The sequence below is a fragment of the Microbispora bryophytorum genome, from assembly GCF_006874465.1.
In the GTDB taxonomy this organism is placed as follows: domain Bacteria; phylum Actinomycetota; class Actinomycetes; order Streptosporangiales; family Streptosporangiaceae; genus Microbispora; species Microbispora bryophytorum.
Genome location: NZ_VIRL01000001.1, coordinates 174028 through 189344, shown reverse-complemented (window position 1 = coordinate 189344; position 15317 = coordinate 174028). Strand labels below are relative to the sequence as shown.

At 71.9% G+C, this 15317-nt stretch carries 19 protein-coding genes; 6 read left to right on the top strand and 13 right to left on the bottom strand.

Annotated elements, in window-relative coordinates; genetic code table 11:
• Positions 1 to 2: 2 nt before the first annotated feature.
• The 4 genes from FLX07_RS00945 to FLX07_RS00930 form a co-directional block, all read right to left on the bottom strand.
• Positions 3 to 992 (bottom strand): NAD(P)-dependent alcohol dehydrogenase, encoded by a 990-nt coding sequence (locus tag FLX07_RS00945; RefSeq protein ID WP_142567505.1) that lies wholly within the window; start codon positions 990 to 992, stop codon positions 3 to 5.
• Positions 989 to 1222, bottom strand: coding sequence for a helix-turn-helix transcriptional regulator (locus tag FLX07_RS00940; protein ID WP_030510150.1), 234 nt, complete (start codon positions 1220 to 1222; stop codon positions 989 to 991). The genes FLX07_RS00945 and FLX07_RS00940 overlap by 4 nt, the downstream gene beginning before the upstream one ends.
• Complete coding sequence (locus FLX07_RS00935; RefSeq protein WP_142567504.1) at positions 1216 to 1644, bottom strand: hypothetical protein; 429 nt, start codon at positions 1642 to 1644, stop codon at positions 1216 to 1218. Before FLX07_RS00935 ends, FLX07_RS00940 begins: the two co-directional genes overlap by 7 nt.
• A 142-nt stretch (positions 1645 to 1786) precedes the next feature.
• Complete coding sequence (locus FLX07_RS00930) at positions 1787 to 2638, bottom strand: helix-turn-helix transcriptional regulator (RefSeq protein WP_142567503.1); 852 nt, start codon at positions 2636 to 2638, stop codon at positions 1787 to 1789.
• A gap of 162 nt (positions 2639 to 2800) precedes the next feature.
• Here FLX07_RS00930 and FLX07_RS00925 point away from each other — a divergent pair, with 162 nt between their 5' ends.
• The gene (locus FLX07_RS00925; protein WP_142567502.1) at positions 2801 to 3685 is read left to right on the top strand and encodes an NAD-dependent epimerase/dehydratase family protein; all 885 of its coding nucleotides are present in this window, start codon (positions 2801 to 2803) and stop codon (positions 3683 to 3685) included.
• Here the strand turns inward: FLX07_RS00925 and FLX07_RS00920 are convergent.
• The 4 genes from FLX07_RS00920 to FLX07_RS00910 all read right to left on the bottom strand — a co-directional run bounded on the left by FLX07_RS00920 (position 3670) and on the right by FLX07_RS00910 (position 7001).
• On the bottom strand, positions 3670 to 4881 hold the full coding sequence (locus tag FLX07_RS00920; RefSeq protein ID WP_142567501.1) for a hypothetical protein: 1212 nt from the start codon (positions 4879 to 4881) through the stop codon (positions 3670 to 3672). The genes FLX07_RS00925 and FLX07_RS00920 overlap by 16 nt on opposite strands.
• 18 nt (positions 4882 to 4899) lie before the next feature.
• Positions 4900 to 5571, bottom strand: coding sequence for a DUF6879 family protein (locus FLX07_RS00915; RefSeq protein WP_142567500.1), 672 nt, complete (start codon positions 5569 to 5571; stop codon positions 4900 to 4902).
• Positions 5572 to 5663: 92 nt separating this feature from the next.
• Positions 5664 to 5789, bottom strand: a complete 126-nt coding sequence (locus FLX07_RS38215) for a hypothetical protein (protein ID WP_263407591.1) — start codon at positions 5787 to 5789, stop codon at positions 5664 to 5666.
• Between the two features lie 78 nt (positions 5790 to 5867).
• The gene (locus tag FLX07_RS00910) at positions 5868 to 7001 is read right to left on the bottom strand and encodes a HesA/MoeB/ThiF family protein (RefSeq protein ID WP_142567499.1); all 1134 of its coding nucleotides are present in this window, start codon (positions 6999 to 7001) and stop codon (positions 5868 to 5870) included.
• 256 nt (positions 7002 to 7257) lie between these two features.
• Between FLX07_RS00910 and FLX07_RS00905 the strand changes: the two genes are divergently transcribed.
• On the top strand, positions 7258 to 8208 hold the full coding sequence (locus FLX07_RS00905) for a lytic transglycosylase domain-containing protein (protein ID WP_167748065.1): 951 nt from the start codon (positions 7258 to 7260) through the stop codon (positions 8206 to 8208).
• A gap of 99 nt (positions 8209 to 8307) precedes the next feature.
• Here the strand turns inward: FLX07_RS00905 and FLX07_RS00900 are convergent, their stop codons facing one another.
• The 4 genes from FLX07_RS00900 to FLX07_RS00885 form a co-directional block, all read right to left on the bottom strand.
• Positions 8308 to 10095: a glycoside hydrolase family 6 protein gene (locus FLX07_RS00900; RefSeq protein ID WP_167748064.1), complete on the bottom strand. Its 1788-nt coding sequence runs from the start codon at positions 10093 to 10095 to the stop codon at positions 8308 to 8310.
• Positions 10096 to 10338: 243 nt separating this feature from the next.
• Positions 10339 to 10773 carry a nuclear transport factor 2 family protein gene (locus FLX07_RS00895; protein WP_167748063.1) on the bottom strand — a complete coding sequence of 145 codons (435 nt, stop codon included), beginning with the start codon at positions 10771 to 10773 and terminating at the stop codon, positions 10339 to 10341.
• A 259-nt stretch (positions 10774 to 11032) separates the two neighbouring features.
• The gene (locus FLX07_RS00890; RefSeq protein ID WP_208762020.1) at positions 11033 to 11563 is read right to left on the bottom strand and encodes a GNAT family N-acetyltransferase; all 531 of its coding nucleotides are present in this window, start codon (positions 11561 to 11563) and stop codon (positions 11033 to 11035) included.
• Positions 11564 to 11607: 44 nt separating this feature from the next.
• Positions 11608 to 12105, bottom strand: coding sequence for a nuclear transport factor 2 family protein (locus FLX07_RS00885; protein WP_142567495.1), 498 nt, complete (start codon positions 12103 to 12105; stop codon positions 11608 to 11610).
• A 102-nt stretch (positions 12106 to 12207) separates the two neighbouring features.
• Here FLX07_RS00885 and FLX07_RS00880 point away from each other — a divergent pair, with 102 nt between their 5' ends.
• Entirely contained in the window at positions 12208 to 12762 is a 555-nt protein-coding gene (locus tag FLX07_RS00880) for a TetR/AcrR family transcriptional regulator (RefSeq protein WP_142567494.1), read from the top strand.
• A gap of 93 nt (positions 12763 to 12855) precedes the next feature.
• The gene (locus tag FLX07_RS00875) at positions 12856 to 13689 is read left to right on the top strand and encodes a carbamoyltransferase HypF (RefSeq protein ID WP_142567493.1); all 834 of its coding nucleotides are present in this window, start codon (positions 12856 to 12858) and stop codon (positions 13687 to 13689) included.
• A gap of 71 nt (positions 13690 to 13760) precedes the next feature.
• Here FLX07_RS00875 and FLX07_RS00870 read toward each other — a convergent pair whose 3' ends face one another.
• On the bottom strand, positions 13761 to 14126 hold the full coding sequence (locus tag FLX07_RS00870) for a hypothetical protein (protein ID WP_142567492.1): 366 nt from the start codon (positions 14124 to 14126) through the stop codon (positions 13761 to 13763).
• Between the two features lie 261 nt (positions 14127 to 14387).
• Between FLX07_RS00870 and FLX07_RS37345 the strand changes: the two genes are divergently transcribed.
• A complete protein-coding gene (locus FLX07_RS37345) occupies positions 14388 to 14822 on the top strand; it encodes a hypothetical protein (RefSeq protein ID WP_223852882.1) in 435 nt (144 codons plus the stop codon).
• Between the two features lie 79 nt (positions 14823 to 14901).
• Positions 14902 to 15306, top strand: coding sequence for a hypothetical protein (locus FLX07_RS00860; RefSeq protein WP_142567491.1), 405 nt, complete (start codon positions 14902 to 14904; stop codon positions 15304 to 15306).
• Positions 15307 to 15317: the final 11 nt, after the last annotated feature.

Sequence of the window (15317 nt, the reverse complement as noted above, 5' to 3'; positions counted from 1 at the left end):
GGTCACACGGTGACGACGACCTTGCCGGCGGGGTGGCCTTCCATGAGGTGGCGGATCGCGTCGGGCGCCTCGGCGAGGGGATAGGCGCGGTCGATCGCCGGGACGACGGCGCCGGACTCGATGAGCCGGGTCAGCTCCTCCAGGTGCTCGGCGCGCTCGCGGGAGAACATCGGGCGCAGCCGCCGCCCGCTGAACATCGACCCCGTGAACAGTGACAGCAGCGGAGCCCGGACCGTGCGTCCCATGCCACCGGTGAAGCGGTACGCGGTGTGCCCGCCGCCGACGATCACCAGCGTGCCGCGCGGGGTCAGGGCGCGCCGCAGCAGGGACAGCGGCCGGTTGCCCGCGGTGTCGACGACGACGTCGTAGCGTGCGCCGTCGCGGTCGATCTCCTCGCGGGTGTAGTCGATGACGTCGCCGGCCCCGAGCGACCGCACGAAGTCCGCCTTCGCCGCCGCGCACACGCCGGTGACGCTCGCGCCGAGCGCCTTGGCGATCTGCACGGCGAACGACCCCACGCCTCCCGACGCGCCGATCACCAGCACCCGCTGTCCCGGGCGCACGCCGGCGACGTCCCGTACGGCCTGCAGCGCCGTCATGCCGGAGACCGGCACCGCGGCGGCCTGTTCGAACGTGAGGTCGGCCGGCTTCGGCGCGAGGCGGGCCTGCGGCGCCTTCGCGTACTCGGCGAGCGAGCCGGTCGGGCAGGTGCCGTACACCTCCTGGCCGGGCCGGAAGCGGGTGACGCCGGCGCCGACGGCCGTCACGACCCCGGCGACGTCGCGGCCCCGGACGGGAACCTTGGGGCGGCGCAGCCCGAATCCGGCGCGCGCGAGGTACGGCGTGCCGGTCATGAGGACCCACACGCTGGGGTCCACGGCGGCCGCGCGGACCTCGACGAGCACCTCCTCGTCGCCGATCGAGGGACGGTCGATGTCGCGTAATTCGAGCACGTCGGCCGGGCCGTACGTGTCCTGGACGATTGCCTTCACTTCGTCTCCTCGGGGAGGTCGGGATACTGGAACACGTCGTCGAGCGGTGCGCCGAACACCCGGGCGATCCGGAAGGCCATCTCCAGGGACGGCGAGTATCGGCCCTGCTCGATCGCGATGACGGTCTGTCTGGTCACGCCGATGCGCTCGGCGAGTTCGGCCTGGGTCATCTCGTCGTGGGCGAACCGCAGCGCGCGGATGCGGTTCGTCACGCGGGTGGGCTTCACCACTCCGGAACGCTCCTGCGATAAAGAATGATCTTGGTGACATCGCTGAGGACCGCCGACAGGACGAAGAAGAGGTAGATCACGTTGGCGATCCAGAACCTGTCCCACTCCGCCACGGCCATGAGCATCGCCGCGAGCGCCCCGATGGCCACGAACGCCTGACCGGTGTAGTCGCCGAGCCGCCCGATCTCCTTGTCGCGGACGTCGATGACGCGTGAGGCCCGCGGGTTGACGATCGCCATGCCGATCTCGGCCAGGATCGCCGCGACGATCGCCCCGCCGATCGTCCACAGCAGGGCGGCGGCGTACGGCACGTCGGGTAAGGGGCCTCCGTCCGCCCGTCTGAGGACGGCGACGACGTACGCGGCGTAGGCGATCACGGCGACGACCAGCCGGATCCAGGCGCGCTTCTCCTCGTGAGTCATGATCGATCCCCTTCGGATGTACAACATCTTTGACATCACGAAGGTAACCCGTCTTTGACGTGATGTACAGAATTATTTACATCGAACCCGCCGACGGAGCCCCGGCCGGCCGAGCGGGGAGACGGACGTACGCGGACGCGGGTCAGGCCTCGGCGGGCACCTGCTCGGCGCCGACGACCTTGAGGAACTGCAGGGACTCGTACGCCGGGGACCCGGGCTCGGCGGTGAAGATGACCACCTGCTGCTCCTGGTCGGGCACGGTCAGCACGTCGTAGTCCAGCTCGATCGGCCCGACGCGCGGGTGCCGCACGGTCTGGTGCAGGTGCCGCTCGATGTGGAACCGCTGCGAGTTCCACAGCCGGGCGAAGTCCTCGCTCCCCGCCACCAGTTCCTCGATCAGGCTGTTCAGCTCGTGGCTGTCCGGGTAGCGGGTCGCGGCGACGCGCAGGTAGCTGACCGCTGTGACGGCGAACCGTTCCGGGCTGCTCATCCCGTAGTGCCGCCGCTCCGGGTCGGGGTGCAGGAAGTAGCGCCTGATGACGTTGCGCTCCTGGCCGGCCAGGGCCGAGAAGTCCTCGAACAGGGCGGCCGCCAGCGGGTTCCAGGCCAGCACGCGGCACATGTCGTCCACGACGATCGCGGCGGCGTCGGTCAGCCGGTTGACCAGGCTCAGCGTGCTCGGGCGCACCTCGCTCACGGGCTCCGCGGACCGGCTCTCCTCCCGCTCCCCGGCGAGGTGGAACAGGTGGGCCCGCTCCTGGTCCGACAGGCGCAGGGCGCGGGCGATGCCGTCGAGCACCCGCCGTGACGGGTGACGGCCCCGCGCCTGTTCCAGCCGCGTGTAGTGGTCCACCGAGACGTACGCGAGCTGGGCGACCTCCTCGCGCCGCAGCCCCGGGGTGCGGCGGCGTCGTCCCAGGGGCAGGCCGACGTCGGCGGGGTCGATGCTCTCCCGCTTGCTCCGGAGGAACCGCGCCAGGCCAAGCTTGTCCATGCTTGTGACCGTACGCCCGGCATCGGGTGCGCGGACTCCCGCAGCCACGGACTCTCGGTCCCTGGCTGTGCGGGACGGCCCGGGGCGACGGTGGGGTCGGCACCGACCGGCGGCGAGCACGAACGCGCCGCGGTCACCCGACCTCACGGAAGGCACACGATCATGCGGATCTTCATCACCGGTGCGAGCGGCTACGTCGGCGCAGTCGTGGCCGAGCACCTCGTCAGGGCCGGCCACGAGGTGGTCGCCCTGGCCCGCTCGGACAAGGCGCGCGAGCGGGTCGAAGGGCTGGGCGCCAAGGCGGTGCCCGGAGGCCTGCGCGACCTCGACGTCCTGCGCGGCGCCGCCGCGGCGGCGCAGGCCGTGGTGCACACCGCCGTGGACTACGCCGATCCGGACATGGGCGAGATCGAGCGCGACACCCTCGCGGCGCTGCTCGACGGCCTGAACGAGGGCGGCCGGTTCGTCTACACCAGCACCGGCCTGGTCTACCCCGACCGGCAGGGCGCCACGGTGGACGAGGACCACCCCGTCGCCCCGGAGACGTCACCGCAGCCGTACAAGGTCCTCGGCGAGCGGCAGGTCCTGGCGGCCGGTCACGTGGCGGGCACGGTGATCCGGGCGGCGCTGGTCTACGGGCGCGGCGGATCGGGCCTGCTCCAGGGGCTCATCGCCGCCGGACGGCAAGGCGGCACGGTGCCCTACATCGGCGACGGCGCCAACGCGTGGTCGTCGGTGCACGTCGACGACCTCGCCGCGCTGTACGTGGCCGCGATCGAGCACCGCGACGCCGGGACCGTCGTCAACGCCGCCTCGGCCGAGCGGACCCCGATCCGGCGGATCGCCGAGACGGTCGCCGGCCTGACCGGCGCCCAGGCCGTGTCGCTGACCCTGGAGCAGGGGATCGCCGCGATGGGGCCGCTCGCCGCCACGCTCACCCGTTCGTCGCCGATGGACGCCTCGCGGGCACGGCGGCTGTTCGGATGGGCCCCGGAGCGGCCCGGACTGATCGAGGAGCTGACGACCGGCTCCTACGCGCAGTCCTGATCGGCGACCCGTTCCCTTCCCGGGCGGCGCAGGGCGCGTCGTACGCGCGGGCCGTGCCTGCGCCACCAGGCCCGCGCCCAGAGCACCTGGAACGCGACCGCGGACAGCAGCACCGCCGCGGCGTCCAGCCCGGAGAGCGGATCCGCGGGGGCGGCCAGCACGCCCACGGCCCGGCCGAGCAGCGTCAGCGTCGCCGGCACCGTCACCGCGAACGCCACCCCCAGGCAGGCCGCGGTGCCCGCCACCAGCAGCACCGCGTAGGTCCTGAGGGCGCGGCGCTCCCGGCGCGGCAGCCCGGTGAGCGGGTCGGGGGAGGGACGGCGCAGCACCCGCAGCGCCAGGTGGCGGGCGTAGGCGGAGGCGTCGCCGTACATGTTGCGGCATCCGCTCAGGTCCTGCAGCAGGAAGTAGACGTCGGTGCGCATGAACACGAGGAACTGCGTGGCCAGCATGCCGAACGAGGTCAGCGCGACCAGGGAGAGCACGGGACGGTGTCCCAGCACGGCGGTCAGGAGGAGCGCGGCCGAACACGCCGCCGCGTCCGTCGCCATCCCGGCGAGATAGACCGTCAGGCGGACCCGCCGCCCGGCCAGCCACACGCCGGACACCTCGGTCTGGACGGCCAGGAACTGCAGCCGGGTGCCGAGCCGGATCCTGCCCGGCACCCCGGCGGCCCTGGCGGTCGACAGGTGGGCCATCTCGTGCAGGAAGATCAGGATCCAGCCGACCGCGATCTGCGACGCGAGCACGAGCGTGCCGCGCTCGCTCCACAGCAGGTCGCGCCAGCCCGGCAGCGTCTCCCGCCGGGTGACCGCCGTCGCGATCCCGGCGGCGATCAGGCCGGCGACCAGCAGGTGGACCAGCGGGTGCAGCGTCCACCGCACGTGCCCGGGGCGCAGCCACGGAAAGGTCGGCGGCGCGGCGGGGGCGGCCGGTCCGCCGGGCTCCTCAAGGAATCCCAGCTCGCCCAGGGCGCGGACGAAGCCGCGGACGTCGAGATCGGCGCCGGTCTCGGCACGCAGCCGCCGTTCCGTCTCCTCGACCGTCGCTCCCGCCGACAGCAGCCCGATGGCCCGCACCCCCTCGTACGGCACGGCGACGAACGCGTCCCCGTCCGGGCGGCCGACGATCCACTGGGAGCCGTCCTGCCGGAACGCGAGGTCGCGCAGCCGCACCACGCTCGCATCTCCCACCATGGGCCTCCAGGCGCGGGGTCAGGGGCGGAAGACCCCGGTGTGGTGCGAGTAGCCGGACAGGAGGTCGCGCCTCCGGGCGGTGATCACGGGTGGCGGCAGCGGGGCGACCTCCCGCTCGACGTACGCCCGGACGTCCTCTCCCCGGCCGTAGAGTTCCTTGATCGCGGCCAGGCAGGGCCCGACGAGGGCGGGATCGGTGATCCGCCGGGCGCCCATGTGCGCGCCGATCTCGTCGTATCGCACCTCGTAGAGCAGAGTGGGGCCGAGCACGACGATCTCGGGCAGCGGTGTGGGGTGCTCCAGCTCCCGCACGGCGTCCGCGTGCAGCACCCGGGGCCGCTCGCCCGCCGTCGCCCGAACGGCCAGGACGTGCAGCTCCCACTGGAGATAGGGGGTGAGCGGTGTCTCCACGACGCGGACCCGGCGGGCCGTGGGCCGGGTCCGGTAGTAGTCGACCAGGAACTCCCGCAGCCCCTCCAGCAGGGCGAGCGACCCGTCCCAGTCGCCGGCCATCATCGCCCGCCAGCTCGCCACGTCGGGTTCGAAGAACTCCTGAGCGCGTTCGAGCTTCCACACCCCGTCGGGGGCCCGCTTGAACTCCTCGGTGAACTCGGCCTGGTAGGCGTCGGCGGACAGGACCCGCGCCTCGGCCTGCCGTACGTCGTCGAAGACGGTGCCGGCGTTCGCCACCCTTCCCTCCCTGAGTTCCGGCTGCGGGCTCTCGCCGGCCGTGGCGTGCGGGCGGCCCCGCGGCACCCCCGCACGCCGCGGCCGGCGCTTGGTCAGTTGCCGACGCTGTTGCTGCTGGTCGTGGTCTCGATCTTGTCGAGCAGCCGGATGGTGATCGTCGTCTTCGCCGGCACGACGGCCTCGTCGACGGCCTCGGTCTCGTGCTCGTTCGTGTTCATCCGGTTCCTCTCGGAAGGGGAGGGGACATGGATGTTCTCGCGAGAACCCGTTCATGATTCGTCCGTTGACCGGCGCAGTCAAGGCCTGGTTCTGTTCGCACGGCCGGCGTCGATTTCGGTCATTCGGTGCATTGAATTGTGTTCCGACCCGTCGGCCCGGGTCCCGCACACCGGGCAGCCGGGCCGAGGCGGATGCCGGACCCACACGTGGTGGTCCGCGGCGATCAGGTTGACCCCCTGGATGGTGCCGACCGGCGGCACCGGCACCCCGGTCAGCAGGCCGAGCAGCGCGTGGGCGACGAGCTGGCCGGACACGCCCGCCGAGGTGGCGATCACGCCGGGCCCGCCGAGGTCCACGGGCGTGCCGGGGTGGCGCCGCGCCTCCTCGCCGCTGCTCAGGCACTCGTAGCAGGCGCCCGCTCCCGGCGCGAAGCACCCCACGGTGACCAGCGGCCCGTTGTATCCGCCGCCCGCCCAGGGGATGCCCGCGGCGGCGCAGGCGCGGTTGGCCCACACCCTGATGTCGTGCCCGGTGGGCCGGTCCGCGCAGAGGGCGAGCGCGTCGTAGCCCGCGATCAACTCGTCCAGTTCGCGCCTGCTGCCGATGTGGCGGCGTTCGCCCGTGACGGAGATGTCGGAGTTGACGGTTCGCAGCCGGGCGACGGCCGCCTCCGCCTTCGGCCGCCCGACGTCGCCCTCGCCGTAGAGCACCTGGCGGTTGAGGTTGGACAGCTCGACCAGGTCGGGATCCACGCAGTGGATCGTGCCGACGCCGACGGCCGCGAGCGCCCAGGCCGCGTGGCAGCCCGTGCCGCCCAGGCCGAGCACCACGACCCGCGCGGACTTCAACCGGAGCTGGGTCTCCCAGCCGTGGCCGCGCGGCACGATGTCGACCGTGCGGAAGAACGCGTGGTTCCTGCTGTAGCGGTCGCGCTCGCGCTCGCTCAGCCCGGCGGGCGGCACCGCCGCGGCGTCCTCGACGTATCGGGTGGCGGCCAGTTGCTCGACGATCGACTCCGGGTCGGGCAGCTCCGGATGGGCCAGCCGCAGCCGCTCGATGATCTCGTCGAGAGAACGGGTGCCGTCCATCAGCGTGAGGGCCGTCCACGCCCAGCCGTATGGGTCCGCGATTTCGGCGGCGATCCCGTAAATCTCGCCGCCGATGCGAATGGTGCCGTCCTCGTATCGGTGAGGCCGATGCTCGAATTTCACGCGGGGCAGTCGCACGTGATGACGACTACTGGGCGATAACTGTGTGAGTCAACATCGAATTCTACAGAAGGGAAAAAAGCGGTCAGCCGTAAAACGTTCCCGCCTCCTCGGACGGCTCTCGCAGGGCTCTCGCAGGGCGCCGCTTCGCCGTGAAGGAACATGAAACGTCCCCGCGCGGCATACGTTGGTGACGATGAACGATCAGCCTGCCGTGATCTCACCGCCGATGCCGCAACATACGATGCCGCGCCACACGATGCCGCAACGCACGATGCCGCGCCACGCGATGCTGGCCGCCGCGCTCGCCGCCGTGGTCGTCCCGCTCTCGGGATGCGGAGGCTCAGTGGGCGAGGCCGCCTCGGTCGCTCCCCGCGAGAGCGTGACCGCGCCCGCGTCGGAACGGTCCCCCGCGAGTACGGAGCGGCCGGAGCCGGCCGCACGGGACCTGCCCGCGCCGGACGAGGCGATCCCCAAGGACCCCACGCGGCTGGCCGACGCCCTCAGCCGTACGTCGGGGCGACTGCGTGACGCGATCGACGACTGGAGGCGCACGGGCGACCCCGCGAAGGGGGAGGCTCCCGAGCCGGTGGTCCTGCTGTCCCTGTACGAACAACGCGTCTACCGCTATCTCGCCCGCCATTCCACAATCGCGTCCCGGACGTACGGAAAACTGCCGGAGGACATGGCCGCGCGGGCGCGGGACAACGTGACGGCCATCCGCGACCTGCTCTCCCTCGCCCATCCCGTCAGCGGTCCGATCAAAATCAAGGTCGAGGCGCCGCAACCCGCCGACGCCCTGCTCGCCGCCTTCCGGCGCGCCGAGCGCCGCTTCGGCGTCGAGTGGGAGGTGCTCGCGGCGGTGATGCTCGTGGAGACCAAGTTCGGGCGGGTGCGCTCGCCGAGCTACGTGGGCGCCAAGGGGCCGATGCAGTTCATGCCGGGCACCTGGAAGGCGTACGGCATGGGCGGCGACATCGACGACACCGGCGACGCCCTGCTCGCCGCGGCCAACTACCTCCACGCGTCGGGCGCGCCGGGCGACTACCGGCGCGCGCTGTACGCCTACAACCACTCCCAGGCGTACGTCGACGCGGTCCTGCTGCACGCGCGTCAGATGAAGCGGGACGTCAGGAACTACTACGCCTACTACACCTGGCAGGTCTACGTGATCACGACGAAGGGGGAGCGCCGCCTGACCGGCCCCTGACGACGGCGAGCGCGCCGCCGCCTGCCGCCTGCCGCCGCCCGGCGGCAGGCGCCTGTGGAGCCGGCTCGGGAACGGCGTCAGGCAGGACGCGTCGCGGGCTCACAGAGCGGGGTAGGCGTTCTCCACCAGCATCACGAACTGCTCGTGATGCCAGTCGCCCGCCAGCGGCGCGTCGGGGAGGGCGCCGGTCGGCCGGAAACCGTCCGACCCGGGGGTGAGGGAGCCGTTGGGATCGCACCTGTAGTCGACCAGCCGGTCGGAGTCCTCGGGCAGGAGCGGTCCGCCGACGCCGTCCGACTCGCCGGGCCGCTTGATCCACTGGTAGGCGTCCACGCCCGGAACGGGCGCGGCCACCGGCCGGGCGCCCAGCCCCGCGCCGTTCTGGTTGCACTCCGCGGCGCGTGACGGACGCCGGTCGACGCGGCTCTGGTCCACGAACGTGTCGATGTTGAGGGAGGTGCTCGCCGCGGTGGGCCGGGCCGGGCCGCCCCAGCCGTCGCGGGAGGTGTCGACGACCACGCCGAGCAGGCTGGAGAAGCCCTTGGCGATCAGGGCGCTTCGCATCGCGACGGCGTAGTCCCGTTCGTTCAGGTAGGGGTTCCAGTCGATGAACCTGCTTTGCTTGATCGGCTGGCCGGCCACGGTCTGATCAGGGCCGGTCAGGAACGGCTCCTCAAGGGGGATGTAGTCCGCGACGTTCGTGGCGATGCCGTCGAGGCTGTTCAGGCCCGCCGCCGTGCCGCGCACGGTCTCGGTGACGGAGGTCGCGAGCGCGGCGAGGTCAGTCTCCCACCCGGTCCATCCCGCGCTGCCCGCGTCGAGATAGGTGTAGACGTTGGGCAGGGGCGACAGCTTGTCGAGGGCGTAGCGGATGCCCGTCACGTAGACGCCCGACCCCGTCGCCTGGACACACGGATAGATGCCCAGTGCGCCTCCCACGACGAGGTCGGCCAGGGCCCGCGGCTCGACGACGGCCGCGACGCGCAGGTTCCGATACTCGGGCCTGGCCAGGAGGGCGGCGACGGGGTCCACGAACTCCGCCTTGTAGCGGTCGAGGCCGTTGTCCCGCTCGTGCAGCTCGGCGCTGGAGACGCGCGACCGGCAGTCGCGGTCGGGCAGGTCGTGCAGGACGAGCGTGATGTACCCGGCCCCCTGCTCGACGGCGGTGTCGAGGTGGTCCTTCAGCGTGCGGGTGACGCCGGAGCCGCCGCCGACTTCCGCGATGCGGTCCAGCCAGACCGCGGTGGGCGTGTTCTTCAGGCCGCGCATCTTCGCCGCGGTCGCCTCGTTCACCTTCGCGGCGGAGGACTCCACGTCGGCCGCCCAGCCGGGGTCGACGTACCCCTTGGCGCCGGCGAACGGGTTGTCCACCGGCACGTCCCCGCCCGGGCTCGGCGTGATGCTCGCGCTGGGACCGGCGGGCGGGCTCGGCGACGTGCCCGGCACGATGACCTGGCAGGGCACGCCGTTCAAGGCGAAGTCCATGGGCGGCATGTTGTCGCCGGTCCAGGCGCCGTTGAAGCCGAGCTGCACGGACCCGCCGGACGCCACCGTGCCGTTCCAGGACTCGTTCTCGGCGGTGACGTGGCCGGCGAGCTGGGTCCATCGGGCCGACCAGCCCTGCGTGAGCTTCTGCGAGCGGGGGAACGTGAACGTCAGTTTCCAGCCCGTCAGCCTTTCGCCGGTGTTCCTGACGGTGATCCCGGCGGTGAAGCCGCCCGAACCCGTGCCCCACTGGGTGCTCGCGTAGGTGACCTGACAGGTGACGGCAGCGTCGGCGGACGCCACGCCCAGGACCGGTCCCGCCGCGGCCAGTGCTGCGACGGGGACGGCCGCCGCCGCGGCCGTCAGGATTGCGCGGACAGACCGGCGGTGGCCGAAGGACATGGGAGATCGTCTCCAGGGTGAGGTGACCGGCTCGGGCATGCCGGCGCCCGGTCCGGCTCGCGCGTGGGGGCCGACGCTCCTCAGACTCGGCAATCGCCCGGCTCATGTACACGATTCGCCGAAGTGGAAATATCCCTTTCCGCGCCGAGTTCGCCGAAATCGTGCGGCACCTCGGGAAACGCCATCCGATACCTGCCGGCCGGGACCGAATCCCGTGAAATATTCAGCGCGTCGCAGGACCCGTCACGGGCCGTCGCCGAAGCGGAGGTGGCCGCCGATCTGGGCCGCCATCTCCAGCTGGTCGTAGAAGAGCCGGTGACTGAGGATCGTCCCGCCCTCCACCGTGGAGAAGCTGCACGAGCGTACGAGGACAGGCCGCCCGGTGCCCTCCAGCACGTCCCCGCCGGGGACGAGCAGCGGCCCCTTGTGCGTGCCGCTGATCGTGAACTCCACCGCCACCGTGTCCTGGAACATGGTCACCGACTGGGGTGTGATCAACATGTTGGGGAACGCGTCCATCCACTCGCCGTAGTAGGAGGCGATCTCCTCCTTGTTCTCGGCGATGCCGTCGGGGGCCACCAGAACGGCTCGCTCGTCGAAGCACCGCGCCAGGGCGTCGAGGTCGTGGCGGTTGATGGCCTGTCTCAGTCTGTCCAGGGGGCGGAGCACTTCAGACATCGGACTCCCTTTCTTGACGTGAGCGGCCGTCGGTGTGCTGTGCCGTGACCGGCACGACGCCCGGACATCGGCGGCATTTTTCACGATAGCCCAGCTCAGGGGGTGGGCCATGTGAGGTCGTGGAGGACTCATGACTCAGGCGGGGCACCGGCGTCGTTCCCGAGCGCCCGCGGGCGCGGCCTCGGCGGCGCACCTGGAAACCACTCGGCCGCGCACTCGGCCACACACTCGGACACGTGCCGACGCGCCGGACCGCTCGCTACCGGCTCGACCTTTGATGGCTCGTGAAACCGCGCCCGAGCGGCGGGCCCAGCCGCAGCTGGAGAGCCGGATAGCGGGGCTCGTCGAACCCGAAGGACTGGTACAGCTCGATCCCGTACGACGTGGCGTTGAGGTCGATCGTCCGGACCTCGGTTTCGGTGCGATACCAGGCGAGCAGCGCGTCGAGGCAGAGGCGCGCGAGGCCGAGTCGGCGACGGCGCCGGTCGGTGCAGATGTTGAAGACGTGGCCCTGCAGGCCGCTCGGGTTGGTCGGCCCCGGAGCGTGGGGGTCGCAGGTGCCGGCCGCGCAGCTCACCACGCCGAGCTCCGGGTCGTCCACCACGAACGCGGCGAAGTCCTCCGGATCGCCCAGCCGCCGGGCGAACCACGCCTCGGCCGACGCCCGCCAGGGCGCGCTGTCGTCCCCGACCTCCGCCCCCATGTCCTCCAGCATCACGGCGCGCAGGCGGACGAGAGCCGCGGCGTCCGCCGCTTCCGCCCGGCGGACCACGGTCCCCGAGATCGTCATGGTCACCATTGTGGCCGCGCCCGCGGGCAGGCGTGCGACCCCGATCAGGCCGTGGCGGCGGGGTTGCCGGCGGCAGGGTTCCCGGCGGCGGCGTTCTCCGCAGTCCAGTTCTCCGTGGCGGCCACGACGTCCTTCAGCCGGCCCATCGCGTGGTAGGTGCCGAACACGTCCATGTAGTCGCGCGTCTCCACGATCTCGCCGTCCCGTACGCGCAGGGTCAGCAGGCCCGTGGCCCGGAACGGCCGGCCGTCCGGCTCGACCGTGCCGGTGCCCTCCCACTCGCCGGTGACAACCTCGGGATCGGCCGCATCGTGGACGACGACGTCGTGGATCTCGGTGAGCCGTACGGGGCTCGCGCCCCACGTCGCGCGGTAGAGGGCGCGGATCTCCTCCCGCCCCTCCAACCGGGCGGGGAACAGCGGCGCCCGGAACGGGAACGTGTGAAGGGCGCCGGCGGCGTAGAGGTCGGCGAGGTCGTCGGCCGACCTGTCGACCATCGCCCGGTGATAGCGGGCCAGGACCTCGCGCGGGGTGAGCTGCATTCGTTCGCTCCGATCAGTGGAAAAGCACTTCGCTCAACACTTGTTGACTCAACGACTGTAGAGCGAACGGGCCGATGTGGTCAACGCCGGTAGAGTCGTCCCGTGGAGGGGACGCCGACGAGCCGGGCAGAGCGCCGGCGCCGCACTGAGGAGCGCATCCTGTCCGCCGCGCGGGCGATCTTCGCCGAGTGCGGCTTCCAGCGCACGACGATCCGGGCCGTGGCGGCGGCCGCGGAAGTCGATCCGGCCCTGGTCATGCAGTACTTCGGGTCGAAGCAGGAGCTGTTCGAGCAGGCCGTGCGGATCCCGTCGATCCCGCCGCTGGACGGCGAGCTGGACCCGGTCGAGGAGCTGCTGGGCAGGATCGGCATGAAGACGGGGCCGCTGCCGCAGGCGACGCTGGCGATGATGCGCTCCATGCTCACCCACCCCGACGCGGCCGAGGAGGTGCGCGGCAAGCTCGACGGCCAGGTGGCGCAACTGGCGGACGCGATCGATTCCGGCGACGCCGAGCTGCGGGCGGCCCTGATGGTCAGCACGATGCTGGGCGTGACGATCGCCCATCAACTGCTCGGCCTCACGGCCCTGCGCGGCGCGTCTCCCGAACGGATCGCCGAAACGCTCCGCCCGTCCCTGCGCGCCCTCGCCGACGGCTGAGCCGTCCCGTACGGCGTGACCGCAGGTCAGGCGCTCCTGAGAATCATGTGACCAGTGTGATTAGGGCGGCCGGCCGGGGGCAGTGCCGCTTCCATGGTCATCTCGGCATCCCCCCGCGCTCGGCGGAGTGAGCGGGGGCTCTGTTCGGCCTGCGTGCGTGAGCTGTTCGACCGGACCGGCCGCAGGTATTTGTATCCGCTCGTCTGCTGCGACGACTGCCGCCCGCCCACGGCCGCGACGCCCTCGGCCGTCCTGTGCGAGGACTGCGGACGGGAGAGCCGGGAGCCGGACGTCCGCAGATCGGCCTCCGTCGCGACGGGCTGCGCGGCCTGCGGCCCCGCCCTGTGGTGGGAGGCCGTCACGGGCGTGGACGCGCTGGCGGCGGCCGTCGCGGCGATCGGGGCCGGGGGAGTGGCCGGGGTGCGCGACCTGTTCGCCGACCAGGTCGTCTGCGACGCCAGGTCCGAGCAGGCGCTGGCCCGCATGGACGGCGCGTCGGGACCGGTGCGGGTGCTGGTCAGGAACGTCTCGACGGCCCGGGAGGTGGCGAACCTCTCCGCTCCCGACATCCGCGCGCTGGTCGAGCGTGCCGAGCCGGCCACGCTGGTGCGGCTGCGCGAGCCGATGCTGCCCCGGGCCGTACGGCACGCGACGCCCGACGTCGACCTGTTCCTGCCGCGCACCCCGCTGCAGTATCTGCTCACCGCGAGTCTGGACGGTCCGCTGGCCGTGTGGGACCGGTCGTCCGAGCGGGCGGACGGGTGGCCGTGCGACGGGACGCTGACCGTGAGCGGGCTGGCACGCGCCGGCCGTCAGAGCCTGACGACGGGGTTGCCGGCCCGCCTGACGCTGGGCGCGACCTCCTCCCCCTGCGTCAGGAGGGAACCGGCCGCGAGCCCGGAGCCGTCGCCCGTCAGCGCTCGCTGACCGGCGCGTCACGGCGTCATGCGCGCGGGGGAGCGGGCGCTGCCCGCTCCCCCGCGCAGCGTGTGACTTGATCAGGCGTTGGCGCAGATGGCGTAGACGCTGATGCCGACGGTGTTGTAGGAGTTCTGCCGGCCGAGCGCGATCCATCCGGCGCCGTCCGGGGTGGGGAAGCTGCCCACGAGGACCGCGTCGTTGCCCTGCGCCTCGCCGCCGCCGCCCACGGCGCGCTTGCCCGCGGGGCAGTACACGGTGCGCCGGGTGAAGTTCGGCACGTTCGCGTTGGGCAGCGTCACGACCTGGTAGCCGTCGACGACGGCGCGGGACGTGGGCTGCGGGCCCGCGTCGGCCAGCGCGCTCGCGCCCGCGCCGGTGACCGCGCCGGTGACAGTGAGGCCGCTGAGGACCAGCGCTGCCGTGATTCCGTGAACAAATCGCACGTAAAAGCTCCGTTGTGTCGGAAATGACCGGATTTCGAACCGAAGAACGGGTTGCGAACGGCGTCAACGCCGTCCCCGTCGGTTCCGTGGCCTCACTTACCCTTGATCATCCGTCGTCACACTTCGCAATGGTGTATTTACTTCCTGTATTGCATGCGTCGACTTCGATGTGACGCAGGTCACGACCGTCCATGCGGGCCCGGCGCGGCGCAGGGGGGCGGCCGTTCGCCCGTGGGTACGTTCCTGCTCGGGAGGATCGCCATGAGAAAGATCGTCGCTGTCGCCGTGCTCGCTGCGATGACCATGCTCGGCACGGTCGCCGCAGTCGCCACGGTGGCCGCCGGGACCGGCGGCCACCCGACGATCGGCCCGTGGGCCGGGAGTCAGCCGCAGGCGCCCGCGCTTCCCAAAGGGGGCGTGAAGCGGCAGGAGGTGAGCCAGGAGCAGTACGACATCCTCGTCGGCCAATGCCGCTACGCGAAAACGCCGGAGGCGCGGGACCGCTGCCATACGCAGGTGCGCGAGCAGTACAAGGTGGGTGCGTTCAATCCGGGCCTCGACTGCCGCGCGTACTCCGGGGTCAGCGTCTGCGGCGTGCTCGAACTCAGCGCCCCGCAGCGTTCCTGCGTCGAGGAGTCGGTGGGCGGCGGGCTGACCCGCCGGCGGGCCGAGGTGGAGTGCTACGCCTTTCGCTGAGGCCGCCCTTTTAGGGGAAATCTCCGGTCCAACCTAAATATTGGCCAAACCGCAACTTTCCATGATCTACCCTGCGGGGGTGGACGCCAACAGTCAGGGTGCCGCCGAACTCCTGGCAACGTTGATGCGAACGGCGGCGCGGTTCAGCGAGATGGGACGGTCCGTCTCCCGCGACTTCTTCCCCCACGTCCGCGTCGAGCCCGTCTCCGACCTGGCCGGGCCCGCCGTACGGCTCGGCGCCGCGCTGGCGCTCCCGGGGCACGACCTCGTGTTCGAGACCGCCGTCGCGGTCGGCGGGGAGATGTTCAGCGTGCGGGGCGGCCTCGTGCTCGACGGCGAGGAGGAGATCCTGGTGCTGCCGTCGGTCGAGACCGCCGACGCGGTGGCGTGCGCGGCCCTGCTGGACCGGTACGCCGACGAGCTGACGACACCGGCCCGGTGGCATGTGCAGCGGCTTCTCGAGTCCTGCGAGACGGACTGGTGACGGACCGGTAA

Bases quoted from the DNA above. Each gene is read 5' to 3' on its own strand.
- FLX07_RS00930 (WP_142567503.1), bottom strand. From the start codon at position 2,638: ATGGACAAGCTTGGCCTGGCGCGGTTCCTCCGGAGCAAGCGGGAGAGC.
- FLX07_RS00900 (WP_167748064.1), bottom strand. From the start codon at position 10,095: ATGTCCTTCGGCCACCGCCGGTCTGTCCGCGCAATCCTGACGGCCGCG.
- FLX07_RS00885 (WP_142567495.1), bottom strand. From the start codon at position 12,105: ATGCAGCTCACCCCGCGCGAGGTCCTGGCCCGCTATCACCGGGCGATG.
- FLX07_RS00935 (WP_142567504.1), bottom strand. From the start codon at position 1,644: ATGACTCACGAGGAGAAGCGCGCCTGGATCCGGCTGGTCGTCGCCGTG.
- FLX07_RS00895 (WP_167748063.1), bottom strand. From the start codon at position 10,773: ATGTCTGAAGTGCTCCGCCCCCTGGACAGACTGAGACAGGCCATCAAC.
- FLX07_RS00920 (WP_142567501.1), bottom strand. From the start codon at position 4,881: ATGGTGGGAGATGCGAGCGTGGTGCGGCTGCGCGACCTCGCGTTCCGG.
- FLX07_RS00905 (WP_167748065.1), top strand. From the start codon at position 7,258: ATGCCGCAACGCACGATGCCGCGCCACGCGATGCTGGCCGCCGCGCTC.
- FLX07_RS00925 (WP_142567502.1), top strand. From the start codon at position 2,801: ATGCGGATCTTCATCACCGGTGCGAGCGGCTACGTCGGCGCAGTCGTG.
- FLX07_RS38215 (WP_263407591.1), bottom strand. From the start codon at position 5,789: ATGAACACGAACGAGCACGAGACCGAGGCCGTCGACGAGGCCGTCGTG.
- FLX07_RS00875 (WP_142567493.1), top strand. From the start codon at position 12,856: ATGGTCATCTCGGCATCCCCCCGCGCTCGGCGGAGTGAGCGGGGGCTC.
- FLX07_RS00890 (WP_208762020.1), bottom strand. From the start codon at position 11,563: ATGACGATCTCGGGGACCGTGGTCCGCCGGGCGGAAGCGGCGGACGCC.
- FLX07_RS37345 (WP_223852882.1), top strand. From the start codon at position 14,388: ATGAGAAAGATCGTCGCTGTCGCCGTGCTCGCTGCGATGACCATGCTC.